Source organism: Micromonospora sp. NPDC049799, assembly GCF_040656655.1.
Lineage (GTDB): Bacteria > Actinomycetota > Actinomycetes > Mycobacteriales > Micromonosporaceae > Micromonospora.
Map to the genome: position 1 here is coordinate 40,433 of NZ_JBFAMU010000002.1, position 18,812 is coordinate 59,244.

General features: G+C 70.2%; 17 protein-coding genes and 1 pseudogene. 7 read left to right on the forward strand and 11 right to left on the reverse strand.

Annotation, left to right across the window (positions count from 1 at the left end):
* The first annotated feature begins 23 nt into the window (after nucleotides 1-23).
* The 4 genes from araA (at nucleotide 24) to AB0I76_RS00565 (ending at nucleotide 7,023) form a co-directional block, all read left to right on the forward strand.
* Complete coding sequence (gene araA / locus AB0I76_RS00550; RefSeq protein WP_357027719.1) at nucleotides 24-1,526, forward strand: L-arabinose isomerase; 1,503 nt, start codon at nucleotides 24-26, stop codon at nucleotides 1,524-1,526.
* 372 nt (nucleotides 1,527-1,898) lie between these two features.
* Nucleotides 1,899-3,455 (forward strand): non-reducing end alpha-L-arabinofuranosidase family hydrolase, encoded by a 1,557-nt coding sequence (locus AB0I76_RS00555; RefSeq protein WP_357027722.1) that lies wholly within the window; start codon nucleotides 1,899-1,901, stop codon nucleotides 3,453-3,455.
* A 91-nt stretch (nucleotides 3,456-3,546) separates the two neighbouring features.
* Nucleotides 3,547-5,634 (forward strand): family 43 glycosylhydrolase, encoded by a 2,088-nt coding sequence (locus tag AB0I76_RS00560; RefSeq protein ID WP_357027725.1) that lies wholly within the window; start codon nucleotides 3,547-3,549, stop codon nucleotides 5,632-5,634.
* 399 nt (nucleotides 5,635-6,033) lie between these two features.
* The gene (locus AB0I76_RS00565; RefSeq protein ID WP_357027728.1) at nucleotides 6,034-7,023 is read left to right on the forward strand and encodes a LacI family DNA-binding transcriptional regulator; all 990 of its coding nucleotides are present in this window, start codon (nucleotides 6,034-6,036) and stop codon (nucleotides 7,021-7,023) included.
* 66 nt (nucleotides 7,024-7,089) lie between these two features.
* On the opposite strand, the pseudogene AB0I76_RS00570 reads toward AB0I76_RS00565, so the two are convergent.
* From AB0I76_RS00570 to AB0I76_RS00590, 5 genes and pseudogenes are all read right to left on the reverse strand, one after another.
* Nucleotides 7,090-7,146: pseudogene (locus AB0I76_RS00570) on the reverse strand (DUF664 domain-containing protein); the annotation flags it as partial.
* A 12-nt stretch (nucleotides 7,147-7,158) separates the two neighbouring features.
* A complete protein-coding gene (locus AB0I76_RS00575; protein ID WP_357027731.1) occupies nucleotides 7,159-8,481 on the reverse strand; it encodes an MFS transporter in 1,323 nt (440 codons plus the stop codon).
* Between the two features lie 95 nt (nucleotides 8,482-8,576).
* Nucleotides 8,577-9,956, reverse strand: a complete 1,380-nt coding sequence (locus tag AB0I76_RS00580; protein WP_357027734.1) for a rhodanese-like domain-containing protein — start codon at nucleotides 9,954-9,956, stop codon at nucleotides 8,577-8,579.
* 120 nt (nucleotides 9,957-10,076) lie between these two features.
* Nucleotides 10,077-10,397 (reverse strand): rhodanese-like domain-containing protein, encoded by a 321-nt coding sequence (locus AB0I76_RS00585; RefSeq protein ID WP_357027737.1) that lies wholly within the window; start codon nucleotides 10,395-10,397, stop codon nucleotides 10,077-10,079.
* Between the two features lie 47 nt (nucleotides 10,398-10,444).
* On the reverse strand, nucleotides 10,445-10,759 hold the full coding sequence (locus AB0I76_RS00590; protein WP_357027740.1) for a rhodanese-like domain-containing protein: 315 nt from the start codon (nucleotides 10,757-10,759) through the stop codon (nucleotides 10,445-10,447).
* 177 nt (nucleotides 10,760-10,936) lie between these two features.
* Between AB0I76_RS00590 and trxA the strand changes: the two genes are divergently transcribed.
* On the forward strand, nucleotides 10,937-11,305 hold the full coding sequence (trxA, locus tag AB0I76_RS00595; RefSeq protein ID WP_357027743.1) for a thioredoxin: 369 nt from the start codon (nucleotides 10,937-10,939) through the stop codon (nucleotides 11,303-11,305).
* A gap of 46 nt (nucleotides 11,306-11,351) precedes the next feature.
* On the opposite strand, the gene AB0I76_RS00600 is transcribed toward trxA, so the two are convergent.
* Both AB0I76_RS00600 and AB0I76_RS00605 read right to left on the reverse strand, forming a co-directional pair.
* Nucleotides 11,352-11,744 carry a DUF302 domain-containing protein gene (locus AB0I76_RS00600; protein ID WP_357027746.1) on the reverse strand — a complete coding sequence of 131 codons (393 nt, stop codon included), beginning with the start codon at nucleotides 11,742-11,744 and terminating at the stop codon, nucleotides 11,352-11,354.
* 70 nt (nucleotides 11,745-11,814) lie between these two features.
* Nucleotides 11,815-13,017, reverse strand: coding sequence for an FAD/NAD(P)-binding oxidoreductase (locus tag AB0I76_RS00605; protein WP_357027749.1), 1,203 nt, complete (start codon nucleotides 13,015-13,017; stop codon nucleotides 11,815-11,817).
* A gap of 154 nt (nucleotides 13,018-13,171) precedes the next feature.
* Between AB0I76_RS00605 and AB0I76_RS00610 the strand changes: the two genes are divergently transcribed.
* Both AB0I76_RS00610 and AB0I76_RS00615 read left to right on the forward strand, forming a co-directional pair.
* Nucleotides 13,172-13,441, forward strand: a complete 270-nt coding sequence (locus AB0I76_RS00610; protein WP_101409340.1) for a metal-sensitive transcriptional regulator — start codon at nucleotides 13,172-13,174, stop codon at nucleotides 13,439-13,441.
* Between the two features lie 421 nt (nucleotides 13,442-13,862).
* Nucleotides 13,863-14,198, forward strand: coding sequence for a class I SAM-dependent methyltransferase (locus AB0I76_RS00615; RefSeq protein WP_357027754.1), 336 nt, complete (start codon nucleotides 13,863-13,865; stop codon nucleotides 14,196-14,198).
* A 167-nt stretch (nucleotides 14,199-14,365) separates the two neighbouring features.
* On the opposite strand, the gene AB0I76_RS00620 is transcribed toward AB0I76_RS00615, so the two are convergent.
* The 4 genes from AB0I76_RS00620 to alr form a co-directional block, all read right to left on the reverse strand.
* Nucleotides 14,366-15,076, reverse strand: coding sequence for an OBAP family protein (locus AB0I76_RS00620; protein WP_357027757.1), 711 nt, complete (start codon nucleotides 15,074-15,076; stop codon nucleotides 14,366-14,368).
* Between the two features lie 263 nt (nucleotides 15,077-15,339).
* On the reverse strand, nucleotides 15,340-16,515 hold the full coding sequence (locus AB0I76_RS00625) for a UDP-N-acetylglucosamine--N-acetylmuramyl-(pentapeptide) pyrophosphoryl-undecaprenol N-acetylglucosamine transferase (RefSeq protein ID WP_357027760.1): 1,176 nt from the start codon (nucleotides 16,513-16,515) through the stop codon (nucleotides 15,340-15,342).
* Nucleotides 16,515-17,561 carry a D-alanine--D-alanine ligase family protein gene (locus AB0I76_RS00630; protein ID WP_357027763.1) on the reverse strand — a complete coding sequence of 349 codons (1,047 nt, stop codon included), beginning with the start codon at nucleotides 17,559-17,561 and terminating at the stop codon, nucleotides 16,515-16,517. The genes AB0I76_RS00625 and AB0I76_RS00630 overlap by 1 nt, the downstream gene beginning before the upstream one ends.
* A complete protein-coding gene (gene alr / locus AB0I76_RS00635) occupies nucleotides 17,558-18,724 on the reverse strand; it encodes an alanine racemase (RefSeq protein ID WP_357027767.1) in 1,167 nt (388 codons plus the stop codon). Before alr ends, AB0I76_RS00630 begins: the two co-directional genes overlap by 4 nt.
* Nucleotides 18,725-18,812: the final 88 nt, after the last annotated feature.

Sequence of the window (18,812 nt, forward strand, 5' to 3'; positions counted from 1 at the left end):
CCTACCGCGGAAGGCAACACACCATGTCAACGCACCCCCAGCCCGAGGTCTGGTTCCTCACCGGCAGCCAGGGCCTGTACGGCGAGGAAACCCTCCGGCAGGTCGCCGACCAGTCCCGGCAGATCGCCGCGCGGCTCGACGAGTCGCCGGACATCCCCGTCCGGGTGGTCTGGAAGCCGGTCCTGACCTCCAGCACCGACATCCTCGCGGCGTGCCGGGATGCGGCCGTGCAGGGAGCGGTCGGGGTGATCGCCTGGATGCACACCTTCTCCCCGGCGAAGATGTGGATCGCGGGGCTGGACGCGCTGCGGACACCGCTGCTGCACCTGCACACGCAGGCCAACGTCCTGCTGCCGTGGGACGAGATCGACATGGACTTCATGAACCTGAACCAGGCAGCCCACGGCGACCGCGAGTTCGGGTACATCCAGACCCGGCTCGGCGTGGCTCGCAAGACCGTCGCCGGCCACGTCACCGACCCCCGGGTCGTCCGCCGGGTCGGCGCCTGGGTCCGCGCCGCCCTCGGCTGGTCAGCGGTGCGATCGCTGCGGCTCGCCCGTTTCGGCGACAACATGCGCGACGTTGCCGTGACCGACGGCGACAAGGTCGAGGCGGAACTGCGCTTCGGCGTGTCGGTCAACACCTACGGCGTCAACGACCTCGTCGCGGTGGTCGACGCGGTTGCCGAGGCGCAGGTGGACGACCTGGTCAAGGAGTACGACGACACCTACCGGGTCGACCCGCACCTGCGTCCCGGCGGCGCGCGGCACGATTCCCTGCGGTACGCCGCGCGCCTGGAGATCGGTCTGCGCACGTTCCTGGACGATGGCGGCTTCCGGGCCTTCACCACCAACTTCGAGGACCTGGGCGGCCTGCGTCAGCTCCCCGGGATCGCCGTGCAGCGCCTGATGGCCGACGGGTACGGATTCGGCGGCGAGGGTGACTGGAAGACCTCCGTCCTGGTGCGGACGCTGAAGGCGATGGCGGTCGGCGTCGACGGTGGGACCTCCTTCATGGAGGACTACACCTACGACCTCACCCCTGGTCAGGAACTCGTCCTCGGCGCGCACATGCTCGAGGTGTGCCCGAGCATCGCCGCGGGTGTGCCGAACGTGGAGGTCCACCCGCTGAGCATCGGGGGCCGGGAGGACCCGGTCCGGTTGGTGTTCGACGCCGCGCCGGGCCCGGCCGTGGTGCTCGGCATGGCGGACATGGGGGAGCGGTTCCGACTTGTGGCCAACGTCGTCGATGTCGTGCCGCCGCCGCACCCGCTGCGCCGGCTGCCGGTGGCGCGGGCGGTCTGGCGGCCCCGTCCGCATCTGCCCGGCTCGGCGGAGGCGTGGATCACCGCCGGCGCTCCCCACCACACGGTGCTGTCGCAGGCGGTCGGCGTGGAGGAACTGCGTGACCTGGCCGAGATGAGCCGTACCGAACTGGTGGTCATCGACGCCGACACGGACCCGAGCCGTTTCGCCGACGAACTTCGGTGGAACCAGGCGTACTACCGGCTCGCGCGGGGGTTCTGACCACGGCCGGACCAGCCGGAACCGGTGGCGCTCCCGTCCGCCTCACCGCGGGGAGTGCCACCCGTCCGCGTCCGTACCCTGCCGCGGTGCGGTGCCGTGGGCGAGGCGCCGACGGGCGGGGGACGCCTCGTCGGGCTCCGAGTGCCACGGCTTGACTCCGGTCGTGTTATCGCTCACAGTCGATGGATAGATGGCCGACATCTATGGCTACCGGGTTGACGATCGTCGACAGGCTGACAGTTGCGCACTCATTGGGCAGAGAAGCGCGTGTTAGCGATCACATCACGGCGACGTCACAGGTCCGGGTGATCCGGGCGCCTCGGGATGGCGGCTCAGTGGACCCGTTCCAGTACCTGTCATCGGAGGAGGATCATGGTTGCCATCGGTGGGCTCTTGCGTGCCGTACCGCGTGGGTGGTTGTCGCGGTTGGTTGCTGCGGTTGTGGCGGTGGTGGTGGGTGGTGCTCTGGTGGGTGTCGCGCCGTCGCCTGCGTCGGCGGCGACGGTGGATACCAACGCGTGGTACGTGTTGGTGAATCGCAACAGTGGTAAGGCGTTGGATGTGTACAACCTGGCCACGAACGACGGGGCGCGGATCACGCAGTGGTCGCGTAACGACGGGAACTGGCAGCAGTGGCAGTTCGTGGATTCCGGTGGTGGCTACTACCGGCTGAAGTCGCGGCATTCCGGCAAGGTGCTGGATGTGTACAACTTCTCCACGGCCAACGGTGCGGGCATTGTGCAGTGGGCGGATCACAACGGGGTGAACCAGCAGTTCCGGTTGGCGGACTCGGCCGGTGGCTATGTGCGGTTGATCAACCGGAACTCGAACAGGGTGGTGGAGGTGCAGGGCGCCTCGACCGCTGACGGCGCGAATGTGGTGCAGTACGACGACTGGGGCGGGAACAACCAGCAGTGGCAACTCGTCCGCGTCGGCGACACCGGCAACCCCGGCGACCCCGGCACCCTGCCGTCGTCGATCCGGTGGAGCTCTAGCGGCGTCCTCGCCGGTCCCAAGCCGGACGCGGCCCACCCGGACATCAGGGCGATCAAGGACTACACAGTGGTGCGCCACAACAACGCGTGGCAGGTGTACGCCACCACGGCCAGCCCGTCGCAGGGCTGGAACCTGGTGCACTTCTCCTTCGCGGACTGGCCGCAGGCGAACGCCGCGACGCACACCTACCTTGACACCGCGACCCCGATCGGGCGTGGCTACCGGGCGGCGCCGCACATCTTCTACTTCGCGCCGCACAACCTGTGGTACATGGTCTACCAGACCGGGTTGCCGACTTACTCGACCAGCACCGACCCGAGCAACCCGCGGTCCTGGACGACTCCGCGCAACTTCATGGGCAGCGAGCCGGCGATCGTCACCCAGAACAAGGGCAACGGGGCATGGCTCGACTTCTGGATGATCTGCGACACCGCCAACTGCTACCTCTTCTCCAGCGACGACAACGGCAACATCTACCGGTCGCAGACGACGCTTGCCAACTTCCCGAACGGGTTCGGCAACACGCAGATCGCCCTGCGGGACTCGAACGCGTTCAACCTGTTCGAGGGCACCGCGGTCTACAAGGTGGCGGGCAGCAACCAGTACCTGCTGCTCCAGGAGGCGATCGGCTCCAACGGCCGCCGCTGGTACCGGTCGTTCACGTCCTCGAGCCTCAACGGCTCGTGGACGCCGCACCTGGCCACCGAGTCCAACCCGTTCGCCCACCGCAACAACGTGACGTTCTCCGGAACCACGTGGACGCAGGACTTCAGCCACGGTGAGCTGATCCGGTCCGGCAACGATCAGACCGTGCCGATCAACCCCTGCCGGCTGCAATTCCTTTATCAGGGACAGGACCCGAACGCTGGCGGCGACTACATCGCGCTGCCCTGGCGGATGGGTCTGCTGACGCAGACCAACTCCACCTGCTGACAAGCCGGCGCCCCCGCTCGCGCGGGGGCGCCGGCCCCATTCGACAGACCTGCCGCCTGGCCGGCGGCCGACAATCTGACCGAGGAGGATCATGGTTGCCATCGGTGGGCTCTTGCGTGCCGTACCGCGTGGGTGGTTGTCGCGGTTGGTTGCTGCGGTTGTGGCGGTGGTGGTGGGTGGTGCTCTGGTGGGTGTCGCGCCGTCGCCTGCGTCGGCGGCGACGGTGGATACCAACGCGTGGTACGTGTTGGTGAATCGCAACAGTGGTAAGGCGTTGGATGTGTACAACCTGGCCACGAACGACGGGGCGCGGATCACGCAGTGGTCGCGTAACGACGGGAACTGGCAGCAGTGGCAGTTCGTGGATTCCGGTGGTGGCTACTACCGGCTGAAGTCGCGGCATTCCGGCAAGGTGCTGGATGTGTACAACTTCTCCACGGCCAACGGTGCGGGCATTGTGCAGTGGGCGGATCACAACGGGGTGAACCAGCAGTTCCGGTTGGCGGACTCGGCCGGTGGCTATGTGCGGTTGATCAACCGGAACTCGAACAGGGTGGTGGAGGTGCAGGGCGCCTCGACCGCTGACGGCGCGAATGTGGTGCAGTACGACGACTGGGGCGGGAACAACCAGCAGTGGCAACTCGTCCGCGTCGGCGACACCGGCAACCCCGGCACGCCAGGGGGCACCTTCACCAACCCGGTGGTCTGGCAGGATTTCGCGGACGTCGACATCATCCGCGTCGGCGACGTCTACTACATGTCCGCCTCCACCATGCACTACTCGCCCGGCGCGCCGGTTCTGCGCTCCTGGGACCTGGTGAACTGGGAGGTCGCCGGGCACTCGGTGCCCCGGCTGGACTTCGGGTCGAAGTACGACATGGCCAACGGCAGCCACGCGTACGTCGACGGCATCTGGGCGTCGACGCTGAACTACCGGCCGAGCAACCGGACCTTCTACTGGGCCGGCTGCATCGACTTCGCCCAGACGCACATCTACACCGCCTCGGCCGTCGACGGCACCTGGAGCCGGCACGCCACCATCCCCAACTGCTACTACGACGCGGGGATGCTGATCGATGACAACGACACCATGTACGTCGCGTACGGCAATGGAACCATCAGCGTCGCCCAGCTGTCCGCCGACGGGCGTACGCAGGTACGGGCCCAGCAGGTTTACCAGACGCCGTCGAGCATCGGCACGCTGGAGGGGGCCCGGTTCTACAAGCGCAACGGCGCCTACTACATCTGGCTCACCCGGCCGGCCAACGGTCAGTACGTGCTCAGGTCCACCAACGGTCCGTTCGGCCCGTACGAGCAGCGGCAGGTGCTGCTCGACATGCCCGGTCCGATCGCCGGCGGCGGCGTGCCGCACCAGGGTGGACTGGTGCAGACCCAGAACGGCGCCTGGTACTACATGGCCTTCACCGACGCGTACCCGGGCGGCCGGATGCCCACGCTGGCGCCGATCACCTGGACCGCCGACGGCTGGCCGCAGGTGCAGACCGTCAACGGCTCATGGGGCGTCAACTACCCCAACCCGCTGCCGTTGCGCCCGGTCAAGCCGCTCACCGGCACCGACACCTTCGGCGGCACCACCCTGGGCGTCCAGTACGAATGGAACCACAACCCGGACGACAGCCGGTGGTCGGTGAACAACGGCCTGCGCCTGCAGGCTGCGTCGGTGACCACCGACCTCTACCGGGCCCGCAACACGCTGACCCACCGGATCCAGGGTCCGACCTCGACCGGAACCATCGAGTTGGACTACTCCGAGATGCGCGACGGCGACCGGGCCGGGCTCGCGATGCTGCGCGACACGTCCGCGTGGATCGGCGTCAGACGGGACAACGGCGCCACACGCGTGGTCATGACCAATGGCCTGACCATGGGCACCGACAACTGGAACACCACCGGCACCGGAACCGAGATCGCCAGCGCCCCGGTGTCCGGCGGGCGAATCTGGTTGCGGGCCAACGCCGATATCCGACCCGGCTCGGGCCGGCAGGCGCGGTTCTCGTACAGCACCGACGGGGTCACCTTCGTTCCGCTGGGCAACGCGCTGACCCTCAACAACGCCTGGCAGTTCTTCATGGGATATCGGTTCGGCATTTTCAATTACGCCACCCGGTCCGTAGGCGGTGCGGTGACGGTGCGCCGGTTCTCCCTGACAACGCCCTGACGTCGATCATGATTGATTGCCCTCGGTCCCCTGATGGGCTGGGAAATGGCCCGGGGTGGGGTCGCGAGAACCGCGTCCCCACCCCGGGCACGCGTACCCGTCGAGGTTCTGTTGTCTCCTCCAGCACCGCTGGACAAGGGGCCTTTCGCAACTCCGGGTGCGAAGGGAAGAAGGACGCCCGCCAATTTTGTCGGTATCTCGATGGAAGACTCGATCGGTGACTATGGCCACGCCGTGGCCGCCACGACAACTGGCGTAGACTGTCGGCGATCCGTGGGCCACTCGAAACACGTCGTGGCCTGCGTGAGGGATTAGTACCACCGCCGGTTCAGTCGACATCGACCGGACGCGGTCGCCGCAGGCAGGCAGGAGAGTGAGGTGGCCGTGCGCAGTCCTGCGATGACGGACGTGGCTCGCCTCGCTGGCGTGTCCCACCAGACGGTGTCCCGGGTGCTGAACGGGCATCCGAACGTGCGGGAGCAGACCCGGCTCCGGGTGCAGGCGGCGATCACCGAACTCGGCTACCGGCCCAATCGGGCGGCCCGCGCGCTGGTGACCGGCCGTTCCCAGGTGATCGGCGTCGTCGCGCAGAACACCACCCTCTACGGCCCGGCGTCCCTGCTGGCCGCCCTCGAACAGGCCGCTGCCGAGGCGGGTTTCGCTGTCAGCGTCGGCAGTGTGCGCGACCTGGACCACCGCTCGATCTCGGCGGCGGTGGAGCGGCACCTGGCGCACCGGGTCGCCGGCATCGTGGTGATCGCGCCGGTCGAGTCGGCCGGCGAGGCCCTCGAGCGGCTACCCAAGGACGTTCCGCTGGTCACGGTCGACGGCGATCCGCGCCGGCCGGTGCCGCTGGTGACCGTGGACCAGGTGGCCGGCGCCCGGGCCGCCACCGCGCACCTGCTCGAGGCCGGGCACCGGACGGTGTGGCACGTGTCCGGGCCACCGGACTGGTTCGACAGTGCCGGCCGGATCGAGGGGTGGCGGGAGGCGTTGCAGGCGGCGGGAGCGGAGGTGCCGCCGCTGGTGCCGGCGGACTGGTCCGCCGCAGCCGGCTACCGGTGCGGGCAGATGCTGGCCCGGATGCCGGAGGTCACCGCGGTCTTCACCGCCAACGACCACCTGGCCCTCGGTGTGCTGCGTGCCCTGCACGAGCACGGCCGCCGGGTGCCGGACGACATCAGCGTGGTGGGCTTCGACGATGTGCCGGAGGCCGCCTACTTCATCCCGCCGCTGACCACGATCCGGCCGGACTTCGCCGCCGTCGCCCAGGCGAGCCTGGAGATGCTGCTGACGCAGATCGAGTCGGCCACCGGCGGCGCGCTGCGGCGGACCATCGCGCCGACCCTGGTCGCCCGCCGCAGCGTCGGGGCTCCATCGCACGGCTGAGGCGGCGGGATGCTGGACCTTCCTCCGGTGCGCGGTCCGCTGCGTGAGCTGGTACTGGCTCAGTAACTGCTCACGCAGGATGTCCGCGTGCCCGCAATGCTGAGCGAGCTCGCGCAGCATGTGAAGGGGGAGCTCTCAGCCTGATGTCAGCCCTGCCCGACCGGTGGACCGGGGGAGATGAAGATCTTCTCGGTCAACCGCAGGGCGGCGGGTGCCCCGATGCGTCTCGTACATCCGCCCGGCGACGATCAGGCCGGACGCGGCGGTGAGGGCCGCCACCACCCAGGTGGCGCCCCGGATACCGACGACGTCCGCCAGGAAGCCGGCCAGTAGTGCGCCGACCGCGAAGCCACCGTCGCGCCAGAGTCGGTAGATGCCGACCGCGCGGGCCCGCCACACCGGATGCGCGACGTCGCCGATCGCCGCGAGCAGGGTGGGATAGACCATGGCGGTGCCAGCACCGAGCAGGATCGCGGCAGTCGCCCACCAGCCGAAGCTGCGCGCGCCGGCGATCAGCCCGAGGGCGCCGGCCTGGGTCAGCATCCCGACCACGATGAATGGTTTGCGTCCGAACCGGTCCGAGAGAGGACCGGTGATGATCTGGCCCAGGCCCCAGATCGCGGGATAGAGGGCCGCCAGCACCCCGATCCTTGGTAGGGAGAGGCCGGCGGCGGCGAACAGCACGGGAAACAGGCCCCAGGCGAGGCCGTCGTTCAGGTTGTTCACCAGGCCGGCCTGGCTGGCCGAGCTGAGTGCCGGTTCGCGCCAGCTGACCATGCCGAAGACCTGGCGGGTGGTGAGATCGCCCCGGTGAGCGCCCTCGGCAACCTGGTGGGTGGCCGCTTCGTGGTGGGCGTGCCCGCGCGTCTCCCGCACCAGGAGCGACGCCAGGCCGAGGCCCACCGCCACGTAGGCCGCGCCCAGCAGGAACGGCGCGGGCCGCAGGCCGTAATGATCGGCCAACGCTCCGGTCGCCAGCGCCGTCGCGGCCACTGCGAGATATCCGGCCGCCTCGTTCAGCCCCATTGCGAGACCGCGCCGACGCGGGCCGACCAGGTCGATCTTCATGATCACCGTGGTGGACCAGGCCAGCCCCTGGTTCAGGCCAAGCAGGACGTTGGCCGCCACCACCCAGCCCCAGCTCGGCGCCCAGATGAGGATCAGCGGGACGGGGATCGCCACCAGCCAGCCGGCCAGCAGCACCGGCTTGCGGCCGTACCGGTCGGAGAGGGTGCCGGCGAAGAAGTTGGTGACCGCCTTGGTGGCGCCGAAGGCGAGGATGTAGGTGAGGGCGGCGGTGTAGGCGGTCAGGTGGAACTCCTGCTGCCCCAGCAGCGGCAGGACGGTGCGCTCGGTGCCGAGCACGCCACCCACCAACGCGTTGACCACGACGAGGAGGAGGAACTGGGCGGCGTTCGCCCGTAGGCCGAGCCTGGGCCCGACGGGGCTCGCGGTCATGTCCACACCCTTCTCTTTCATCCCTCACCTTCGCCCCACAGACGGGCAGGTGACCGAGGCGCCCTCGGTCACCTGCCCGCCTCGTAATGGTGGAATCAGACCGCTGCGTGCAGCGTCTGCCACGCGCCGTACCCGCCAAGCAGGTCGGAGACGTCCGCCCGACCAGCGTTGCGGAGCAGGCTGGCCGCCACGGAGGAGCGGTAGCCGCCGGCGCAGTGCACCACGACCGGCCGGTCGGTCGGCACCTCGTCGACCCGTCGGGTCAGCTCGGCCAGCGGGATGTGCAGCGAGCCGTCGACGGCGCCCTGCTCCCGCTCACCGGCGTTGCGCACGTCCAGCACCACAGGCGCCTCGGGCCCGTCCAGCGCCCCGCGCAGTTCCGTGGCGGTCACCCGGCTGGCCCGGGTCATGTCGGCGACCATCTCCAGGAAGGCCCCCTCGGGCTCCCGCAGGTACCCGATCACCTGGTCGAAGCCAATCCGGGCGAGGCGTACGACGATCTCCTCTTCCCGGTCCTGTGGGGCGACCACGAGCACCTTACGGTCCGGGGCGACCACGCTGCCGGCGGTCTCGGCGAACCGGCCGTCGGCCGGGATGTTGATCGCACCCCGCACGTGACCCGCGGCGAACTCCTGTGGGTCGCGGGCGTCGATCACCACCGCGCCCTCGGCCCGGGCCTGGGCGAACTCGGCGGCGCCCAGCGGACGGGAGGCCTTGCTGTGGTCGAACAGCTCCCGCGCCTTGCGGTTGAGCACGGCGTCGAAGGCGAAGTAGCCGGGCGCCGACGGCTGGCCGCCGGTGACCAGGGCGACGAACTGCTCCTCGCTCATCGGGGCGCAGGCGTAGTTGGTGCGGCGCTGCTCGCCGATGGTGGACTGCCGCTCGGTGGACAGGTTCTTGCCGCAGGCCGAGCCCGCGCCGTGGGCCGGGAAGACCCGCACCTCGTCCGGCAGGCCCATGAGCTTGCGCTGCACGCTGTCGTAGAGCATGCTGCCCAGCTCGCCGGCGGTCACACCGAGGGAGGCGAGCAGGTCGGGGCGGCCGACGTCACCGATGAACAGCGCGTCGCCGGTCATCACCCCGTACGGCACCGCGTCGTCGGCGCGCTCGTAGACCAGGACGCTGACGGACTCCGGCGTGTGGCCCGGGGTCTCCATGATCTCCAGGGTCACGTCGCCAAGGCTGATCCGCTCCCCGTCGCGCAGCTTGCGGCTCGGGTACTCGGTCTCGGCCCGGTGGCCGTAGCCGATCCACGCCCCGGTCGCCGCGGCCACCTCCAGGTGGCCGGCGAGGAAGTCGGCGTGGAAGTGGGTGTTGATCACCCCTTCGATCGTCAGGCCGTGCGCCCGCGCGTCGGTCAGGTACTCGTCGATGTCCCGGCGCGGGTCGACGAGCACCGCCCGACCGGTGGTCTCGTCACCGATGAGGTACGAGGCCTGGGACAGGCAGTCCAGGTAGTACTGGGTGAACAACATGGCGCTGAACTCCTTCGTAGTGATGACCGGCGATGTAAACACGATAGCGCATACCCCCGGGGGTATGCTCCGGGCCCAAGGTCCCGCCCTTCCGGGACCCTCGGCCTGCGGGCCGGGTGGTCAGATCAGCCGGCCCGGCCGGCCGCCCTTCGCCTGCAGCGGCAACCCGGCGTCGACCCAGGCCCGCATGCCGCCGGCCAGGTTGTGGACCTGGCCGTGGTCCCGGGCGAGCAGCGCGGCCGCCTGCCGGGAACGTGCTCCGGAGCGGCACACGGTGACGACCGGCCGGTCGGCCGGGATGTCCCTGAGTCGCTCCGCCAACTGGCCGAGCGGGATGTGCCGGGCCCGTGGTGCGTGCCCAGCCCGCCACTCGGCCGGCTCCCGGACGTCCAGCAGCACCCCACCGCTGGCCATCAGGTCAGCCGCCTGCTCGGGTCCCACGGACGTGTAGGACTTTCCGAAGACCTTTTTCAGGATCCCGCCGAGTTTCATGCGTCCGGCCCCGCCACGACGGGCCGACCGCTGCGGACCCATCCGCCGATGCCGCCGCTGACCGAGCGGGCGTCGATGCCGGCGCGGGCCAGGAACTGCGCGGCGGTGAGGCTGCGGTTGCCGCTGGCGCAGATGACGTAGACGGGTCGGCTACGGGGAAGATCCCTCACCGCGGTGGGCAGTTGGGCCAGCGGCACCAGGCGTGCGCCGGCCACGTGGCCCTCGACGTACTCGAACGGCTCCCGGACATCGACCACCGTGGCGCCATCGGCGTGCGCGGCGGCGAAGTCCGTCAGGTTCACCTCTCGCATTTTTTCTCCTCGGACGTCTATACCCCCGGGGGTATCAACGACGAGCGTAACCCGGTCAGGTCGCCTCGCATTCCGTCCACCCGGTTCGGTGGGTGTGAGCGGGGGTCGCTGGGAAGATATACCCCCTAGGGTATGTTGTTGTCACCGTAGAACGCCGTCGACGCACGGAGGTGGAACATGGCGAGCGTGGCGCTGACTGCAGCCAGCTTCGAGGAGACCGTCACCCGGGACGGCATTGTCCTGGTCGACTTCTGGGCCAGTTGGTGCGGCCCCTGCCGCAGCTTCGCGCCGGTCTTCGAGAAGGCCAGCGAGAAGCACGCCGACATCGTGTTCGGCAAGGTCGACACCGAGGCGGAGCAGAACCTCGCTGCGGCCGCCCAGATCCGGTCCATCCCGACGCTGATGGCCTTCCGCGACGGCATCCTGGTCTTCGCCCAGCCCGGCGCGCTGCCGGCCGCCGCGTTGGAGCAGGTTATCCAGGCCGTTCGCGACCTGGACATGGACGAGGTGCGGGCGAAGGTGGCCGAAAGTACGGCCGGCCGCTGACGCGACGGCGCAGGGGTGCGGGCACATCCCGCACCCCTGCCGCGCGTCAGGCCGACAGGACGTCAAGCGCGGCCCGCAGCCGAGCGGCGGCCTCGTCGGCCACCCCTCGCAGCTCGGGCGCGTCGCTGAGCTGCACCATCACCTGTGGGTCCATGGCCTGCACCACCGTGCTGTCCGCCCCCTCGGCGCGGACCACCACGTTGCACGGCAGGAGCAGGCCGATGGCCGGGTCCGCCTGCATGGCGCGGTGCGCCAGGGGCGGGTTGCAGGCACCGAGGATGACGTAGTCCTCGACGTCGGCACCCAGCTTCTCGCGGAGCGTCGACCGCATGTCGATCTCGGTCAGCACCCCGAAGCCCTGGTCCTTCAGTGCCGCCCGGACGCGCTCGACGGTCGGGCCGAACCCGGTGGACAGGCGGACGGTCATCGCGTAGCTCATGCGTTTGCTCCCCTCAGTTGACATGATGCCGACCCCGACGGGTCGGCTCCGGCTGTTTGGAGATGCCCGCTCAGGCCAGTCCCCGGAGCATCCCGTGCCAGTACATCGCCGGCAGGCCGTACCGCTTGAGCAGCCACATGTCGTAGCGCGGCTTCATCGTGTCGATCAACGGGAAGCTCGGCTTCGGCTTGAGCTCGTAGTCGAACTCGGCCAGCAGCATGCGGTTGTGTGCCGTCACCAGTGGGCAGGACGTGTAGCCGTCGTAGCGCGCCGGCAACGGCTCGCCCCGGCGGGCCGCGAGCAGGTTGGTCACCACGACCGGCGCCTGCTTGCGGATGGCCGCCCCGGTCTTGGAGGTGGGCAGGTTGGCCACGTCCCCGAGCGCGAACACGTCGGGCCAGCCGGTGCTCTGCAGGGTGTACTGGTCGACCGCCAGGTAGCCGAACGGGCTGGCCGGATCGGCCAGTGGGCCGCCCTTGAGCCAGTCCGGCGCGCTCTGCGGCGGCACCGCGTGCAGCAGCTCGTAGTCGATCGTCTCCTTGGTGCCCGAGGCGTTGTCCAGGATCACTGCCCGCCGGCTCTCGCCGCCCACCTCGACGAGCTGGGAGTCGCAGCGCACCTCGATGCCGTAGTTCGCGGCGATGCCGGTGAGGACCTTCGCCCAGTCCGGCTGGCTGAAGATCGCCGGCGTGGGCAGCACCAGGATTGTCCGGATGCCGTCCAGCAGGCCCTGCCGCCGCCACCAGTCGGCCGCCAGGTAGGCGATCTTCTGTGGGGCGCCGCCGCACTTGATCGGTCCGGCCGGCATGGTGAAGATCGCCGTGCCGCCGCGTACGGCCCGGATGAAGTCCCAGGTGAGCGGGGCCAGGTCGGGTCGGTAGTTGCTGGACACCCCGCGTTGGCCCACCGACTCGGCCAGGCCGGGTACCGCGTCGAAGTCGAGCTGGAGCCCTGGTGCCATGACGAGCTGGTCGTATGCCACGGTCTCGCCGCCGGCGAGCGAGACGGTGCGATTGTCCGGGTCGACCCCGGTTGCCCGGTCCCGGATCCAGGTCACCCCCTTCGGGATGAGCTTTCGTTCCGGCCTTGCCGTTTCCGCCGCGGTGGCCAGTCCGCCGCCCACGAGCGTCCAGAGCGGCTGGTAGTAGTGCTGCTCGGCGGGCTCGATCAGAGCGATGTCGTGAACGTTCCCCCGGCGCAGCCGCGCCGCGACGCTGATCCCCGCCGTACCACCGCCGACGATGACCACCTGGTGGTGCCGTACCGAAGCCATGGAACCTCCTGGGGTGAGAAGGGCGGTCGCCGGGGTGCGTCCTCCGGATGGGCCGGGAATGCCCGGGCGACCCATGCGGTTGAGGATACCCGTGGGGGTATCGGCAGGTGAGGCTGTACCCCCTGGGGTATCTTTAGGCGCGGGAGGTAGTGCGGTGAAGCTTCGGCCTGACATGACCAGCGAGGCGCTGACCCGGCTCAAGCGGGCACGAGGGCAGCTCAACGCGGTCATCGAAATGATGGAGAGCGGGCAGGACTGCCGTGAGGCGCTGACCCAGTTGGCTGCGGTGTCGAAGGCGATCGACCGCGCGGGCTACAAGATCATTGCCTCGGGGATGCGGCACTGCAACGCCGCTCGGGACAGGGGCGAGGCACCGGAGATGACCGAAGAGGAGCTGGAGAAGCTCTTCCTCGCTCTGGCCTGAACAGCAGATGACTACCCGCAGGCAGCCGTGACCACGGCGTAGGCGGGTAGTCATCTCGCGTCCGAGTGGGCGCGGAAGTCTGTCTCCTGATGCTCGCCCCGCCGGCCCGACCCCGAATCCTCCATCGCCTCGTCGCCGCCAGCGCTATCGGACTGCTCCTGGCCGGACCGCCGGCCGTGGCGGTCGCCTCCGCCGGCCTGGCCCTCCAAGACGCCACCTGTCCGACCAACTCGCCACCTGTCCGACCAACTCGCCACCTGTCCGACCAACTCGCCACCCCCGGCCGGGAGTCCCGCCCACCTGGCAGGCAGCTGACGGCCTCGACCCCGTCCGCCGCCGACTTCGGCAAGGTGGAAGAGGTCGCCGGTCTGTCCCCCGGCAGGGCGATCGACCTCGCCGCCGGTGAGGGACGCAACGCGGTGTGGCTGGCACAGCAGGCTGGGAGGTCAGCGCAGTCGACTTCTCCGCGGTGGCCATCGAGCGGGGCCGGGAGCTGGCCCGCCAGCGAGACGTCAGCGTCGACTGGCAGGTGGCCGACGGCACCGAGTACAAGCCGCCCGCCGACGGCTTCAACCTGGTGCTGATCGCGTACCTGCACCTGCCTGCCGCCGAGATCGCCGCCGTGCTGGCCACCGCCCGCCCCGCGGTACGTGCCGACGGGCGGGTCCTCGTGGTCGGCCACGACCTCGGGAACCTCTCCGGCGGCACGGGTGGCCCGCAGGACCCCGATATCCTGCTCACCCCGAGGCGGTGGTGAAAGAGTTGCCGGGGCTGCGGATCCGCCGAGCTGAGAATGCTCGCCGGCCCGTGACGGTGGAGGGCCGAGCTGTGGACGCCCTGGACACGGTCGTGGTCGCCGAACGTTCCTGACCATTCCGGCGTGCACGACCGCGGAACGGCGAACATGTCCGTCGGTGTCCGCGGCTATCGCCCGGTGCGCCGGTCCACCGCCCCAGGAACCGGCGTGCTGTGCGGGAAGGCGTCGTCGAGTAGGGCGACTCCGTCCTGCGGGTGGGCGCGGTCGAGCAGGCCGGACCGGGACTCCCGCTTGTCGGCCCGGTCTACGCCCATCGCCTGGTTGCGGTGCTCTTCGAGGGCGGGGTCGCACTGACCGTCGCGGTTGAAGGACCACATCAGCATCGGGTCGCCCAGCGGCAGAGCGTCACCGGGGCCGGTGTCGAGGCGGCCGGTGTGCCAGGTGTGCCAGGTCTTGCCGTAGCTGTTCATCAGCATCGCCATCAGCGCCCGCTCGGCCGGCTCCGGTAGCCCTGGCGCTATGAGTGAGCCGCCGAGCACCTCGTAGTTGTGCGGGTGCCAGTAGCGGCGTTCCGCCTCGGGCAGGGTGTCGTAGAGGCGTTCGGAGACGATGTACTCGACGCCGATGAGGTTCGCCTCAGCGGTGTTGCCGTCGAACAGCACGCACTGCAGGAAGTCGTCGTTGACCTGGCGGCAGTAATGGTGCGCCTCCATCTGCATGGACGGCTCGTCCTTGGCTGGGTGGAACCCGACGACGTAGGCGTCGAATCCCTTCAGCGGCGCGGTGTCCTGCAAGGCCTTGGATCCGAGCGACAGGCCCTGGTGCCAGAGGCTCGTCGACTCACTGGAGGGCTGTACCGGGCTGGGTCGTCGATCCATGGTTGCTCCCTCACTCGTCGTCGTCCCGTCACTGTTCGCCACCGGTCTCATTCTCGGCACCGGCAGGGCCGCACGGACGATTTCTCCTCCGGATGGCCGGTCGGACGGACAGGGCAGCATTCTGGTATCGCTGTTGCCTGGGCTTCCCCTGCAACGCTGACCGGGAACATGTAGCCCTCCAGATGGCCCGCGAGCAGCGCCAGCCCCGCGGGTGCCCTCACCGAGCGAGACCCCGAGAGCGACGCTCCCGTCAGACGCAGGGGTCACGATCGGTACCGGCCGGCGGCGTCGATGATCGCGCCGGCCACGGCCGTGGACGCGTGGGGGCGGCCGTGTCGACGGGCGGCGTCGGCCAGCTCCCGGCGTCGCTCCGGGCGGCCGAGCAGCGCCATGATCTCCTGGTAGAGGCGGTCGGCGGACGCGTCCGAGCCGGCGAGCATTCGGGAGGCGCCGGCGTCGGCGAGGTGCCGGGCGGTCCGCCGCTGTTCGTCACCCCCCGTGGGGATGAGTGGGATGAAGACGCACGCCTTGCCCAGGGCGGTGAGTTCGGCGACGGTACCGGCGCCGCTGCGCGCGACGACGATGTCCGCGGCGCTCAGGACGTCGGGCAGCTCGCCGTGGACGTAGTCGACGACCCGGTACCTGCTGCGCAGGTGTTCCGGGAGGGCGGCCGAGACCTGCCGCATCCGGTGGAAGGAGTGGTCGCCGCACTGGTGCAGAACCTGACATCTCGGCAGGAGGCCGGGGAGGATGTCGGCGATCAGGTCGTTGACCTGGACGGCGCCCTGGGCGCCGCCGGTGACGTACACCAGCGGCAGGCGCGGATCCAGGTGGTACGCGGCGAGCGCCCGGTCGCGGTCACCGGCGAGGATCTCGGGCCGGATCGGGTTGCCGGTGACCACCGCGCGGAGTTTCGCCCGGGCGGGCAGATGGGCGACGGAGGATTCGTGGCTCAGCAGGACCCGGTCGGCCAGGCGGGCGAGGACCCGGTTCGCCAGCCCGACCATGAGGGTCTGCTCGTGCATGACCAGCGGGGTGCCGGTCACCCAGGCGGCGATCCCGATCGGGACGCAGACGTACCCGCCGGTGGAGAAGACCACGTCGGGCCGGGCGCGCACGAGGACCATGACGGCCTGGACGATGCCGAGCGGCACCCGGAAGGCGTCGGCGAGGTTGCGGCCCCACTCGTGCAGGTTCGGCGAGCGGCGGAGTTTGCCGGTGGTGATCGCCGTGAAGGGGATGCCCTCCTGCCGGGCGACTCCGGCCTCCAGTCCGTGGGCGACGCCCACCCAGAGGATGTCCGGCGCGGTGCCGGCCGCCGCCAGTCGGGCGCGGAGCGTACGGATCGTGGTGAGCGCGGGGTAGGTGTGTCCGCCCGTTCCTCCGCCGGTGACGATCACGCGGATGCTGCGGAGATGTCCGGCGGTGTAGATGGCCATCAGCAGGACCTCGGGCAGGCGGAGACGGCGACGTCTCGGTGCAGTGCGCCCTGGATGAGGATGTCGAGCAGCGCCGGGAAGTCGATTCCGGCCCGCTGCCAGATCTGCGGGTACTGCGATGCGGCGGTGAATCCGGGGAAGGTGTTGACCTCGTTGATCACCGGCTCCCGGCCGTCTCCGGTCCACGCCGTACCGTGGTCGTGGTCGTGGTCGTGGTCGGCGTCCGGTTCGGGGAGGAAGAAGTCCACGCGGAGGAGCCCACGGCAGCCGAGCGCGTGGAATGCCTGCACAGCCCGGTCCTGCAGCAGTCGGGCGGTGCCGGGGTCGAGCCGGGCCGGAATGTGGAAGTCGGCACCGCCGTCGTACTTGGCGTCGTAGTCGAAGAAGGCGGCGTCCGACACCCGGATCTCCAGCGGCGGCCCGGCTTCGACGCGACCGTCCGGGTGCTGGAGGACGCCGACGTCGATCTCGCGCCCGCTTACGGCGCGCTCGACGAGAACCTTCGAGTCGCTCTCGCGCGCGAGCCGCAGGGCGGCGGACAGCTGCGCCCATCGTTCGACCTTGGAGACCCCCAGGCTGGAGCCGGCCCGGGCCGGTTTGACGAAGACGGGCAGTCCCAGGCGCTCCTGGTCCCGCGACGACAGTTCCTCGTCGGGCCGCAGCGTCACCCCGGCGGCCACGCGCAGGCCGTCGGCGGCGAGGAGTTTCTTCGTGACCGGCTTGTCCATCCCCGCGGCGCTGGCGAAGACACCGTTGCCGACGAACGCGACGCCGAGCCACTCCAGCATCGACTGGACGGTGCCGTCCTCGCCGTACGGGCCGTGCAGCGCCGGGAACACCACGTCCTGGTTGCCGAGAATCCGCAGCGCCTGCGCGAACGCGGCCGGCTCGCCGTCCACCCGCCACCGGCCGTCCCGCTCGATCAGCACCTCGGTCACGTCGTACGTGTCGCGGTCGAGATGGGCCAGGATGCTCTCCGCCGAGCGCCGGGAGACGTCGTGCTCCCCGCTGCGTCCACCGAACAGCACCGCCAGACGAACAGTCATGATGTCGCCGCTTCCCCGTGCAGGTGTACGCGCGCCACTCGCGCGCCGATTCCGGTCAAGACTTCGTGCGGGTTGGTGCCGGCCCACCGCGCCCACTCGGCGGCCGTCGGCTCGGCCGTGTCCGGCGAGCCCGGCGCGGCGCCGGGGCCGAAGACGACCACGGGATCGCCGAGGGCCACCGGTAGATCACCGACATCGACGACGCACTGATCCATGGCGATGCGGCCGACGATCGGACACCGTCGACCAGCGAGCCAGACCCGCCCGCGGCCCTCGGCGGTGCGCGACAGACCATCGGCGTACCCGAGCGGCAGCAGAGCGAGCGTGGTCGGCCGACCGGTCACGTGGTCTGGTCCGTACGAGACGCCGGTCCCGGCGGGCACGCGCTTCAGGTTGATCACCCGTGACCGCAGGGCCATGGCGGGTCGCAGGCCGAGGCGGCGAGGACCGGTCGCGCCGAAGGGGTCGATGCCGTACATGGCCAGGCCGATCCGGCAGAGATCGAACCGGGTCTCCGGGGCGGCCAGTGCCGCCGCCGAGTTGGCCAGATGCACCACGTCAGGCTCAAGCCCGGCATCCCGAGCAATCCGCAGCGCCTCCCGGAACGTCGACAGCTGCCGCGCGATGCTGGGGCATCCCGGCACATCGGCGTTGGTCAGGTGGGACCACACCCCGCGTACGCGGACGGTGCCCTCCGCCTCGTGCTTGCGAGCCCAGGCGACCAGGTCGGGCCATTCGTCGCCGTCGGCACCGTTGCGGGACAGACCGACGTCCGCCTTGAGGTGGACCGCGGCCGGCACACCGAGTTCCGTGGCCGCGTCGGCGATCGCCCGCAGATGGGTGAGGGTCGACACCGCGATGTCGACGTCCGCGGCGATCAGGCGGGTGAAGTCCTCGTCCGGGCGGTGCAGCCAGCTCAGGACGGGCGCGTCGATGCCCGCCGATCGCAGTGCCACCGCCTCCGTCGCCGAGGTCACACCCAGCCACGCGGCGCCGGCTCCCACCGCAGCCCGCGCCACCGGCACCGCACCGTGCCCGAACGCGTCGGCCTTCACCACGGCCATCAACCCGGTGCGTGCGATCGCCGCGATCGTCCGGATGTTCTCGGCGATCGCCGCGAGATCGATCACGGCCTCGGCCAGCGGGGCGCTCCCGCTGATCACACAGGTCGGCGGACGCCGCGCGCGCGTACCCGGCGTCACGCGGCAGCCCCGGGTCCGGCGGGCGGTTCATCCGGCCGGTCGGCGGCCC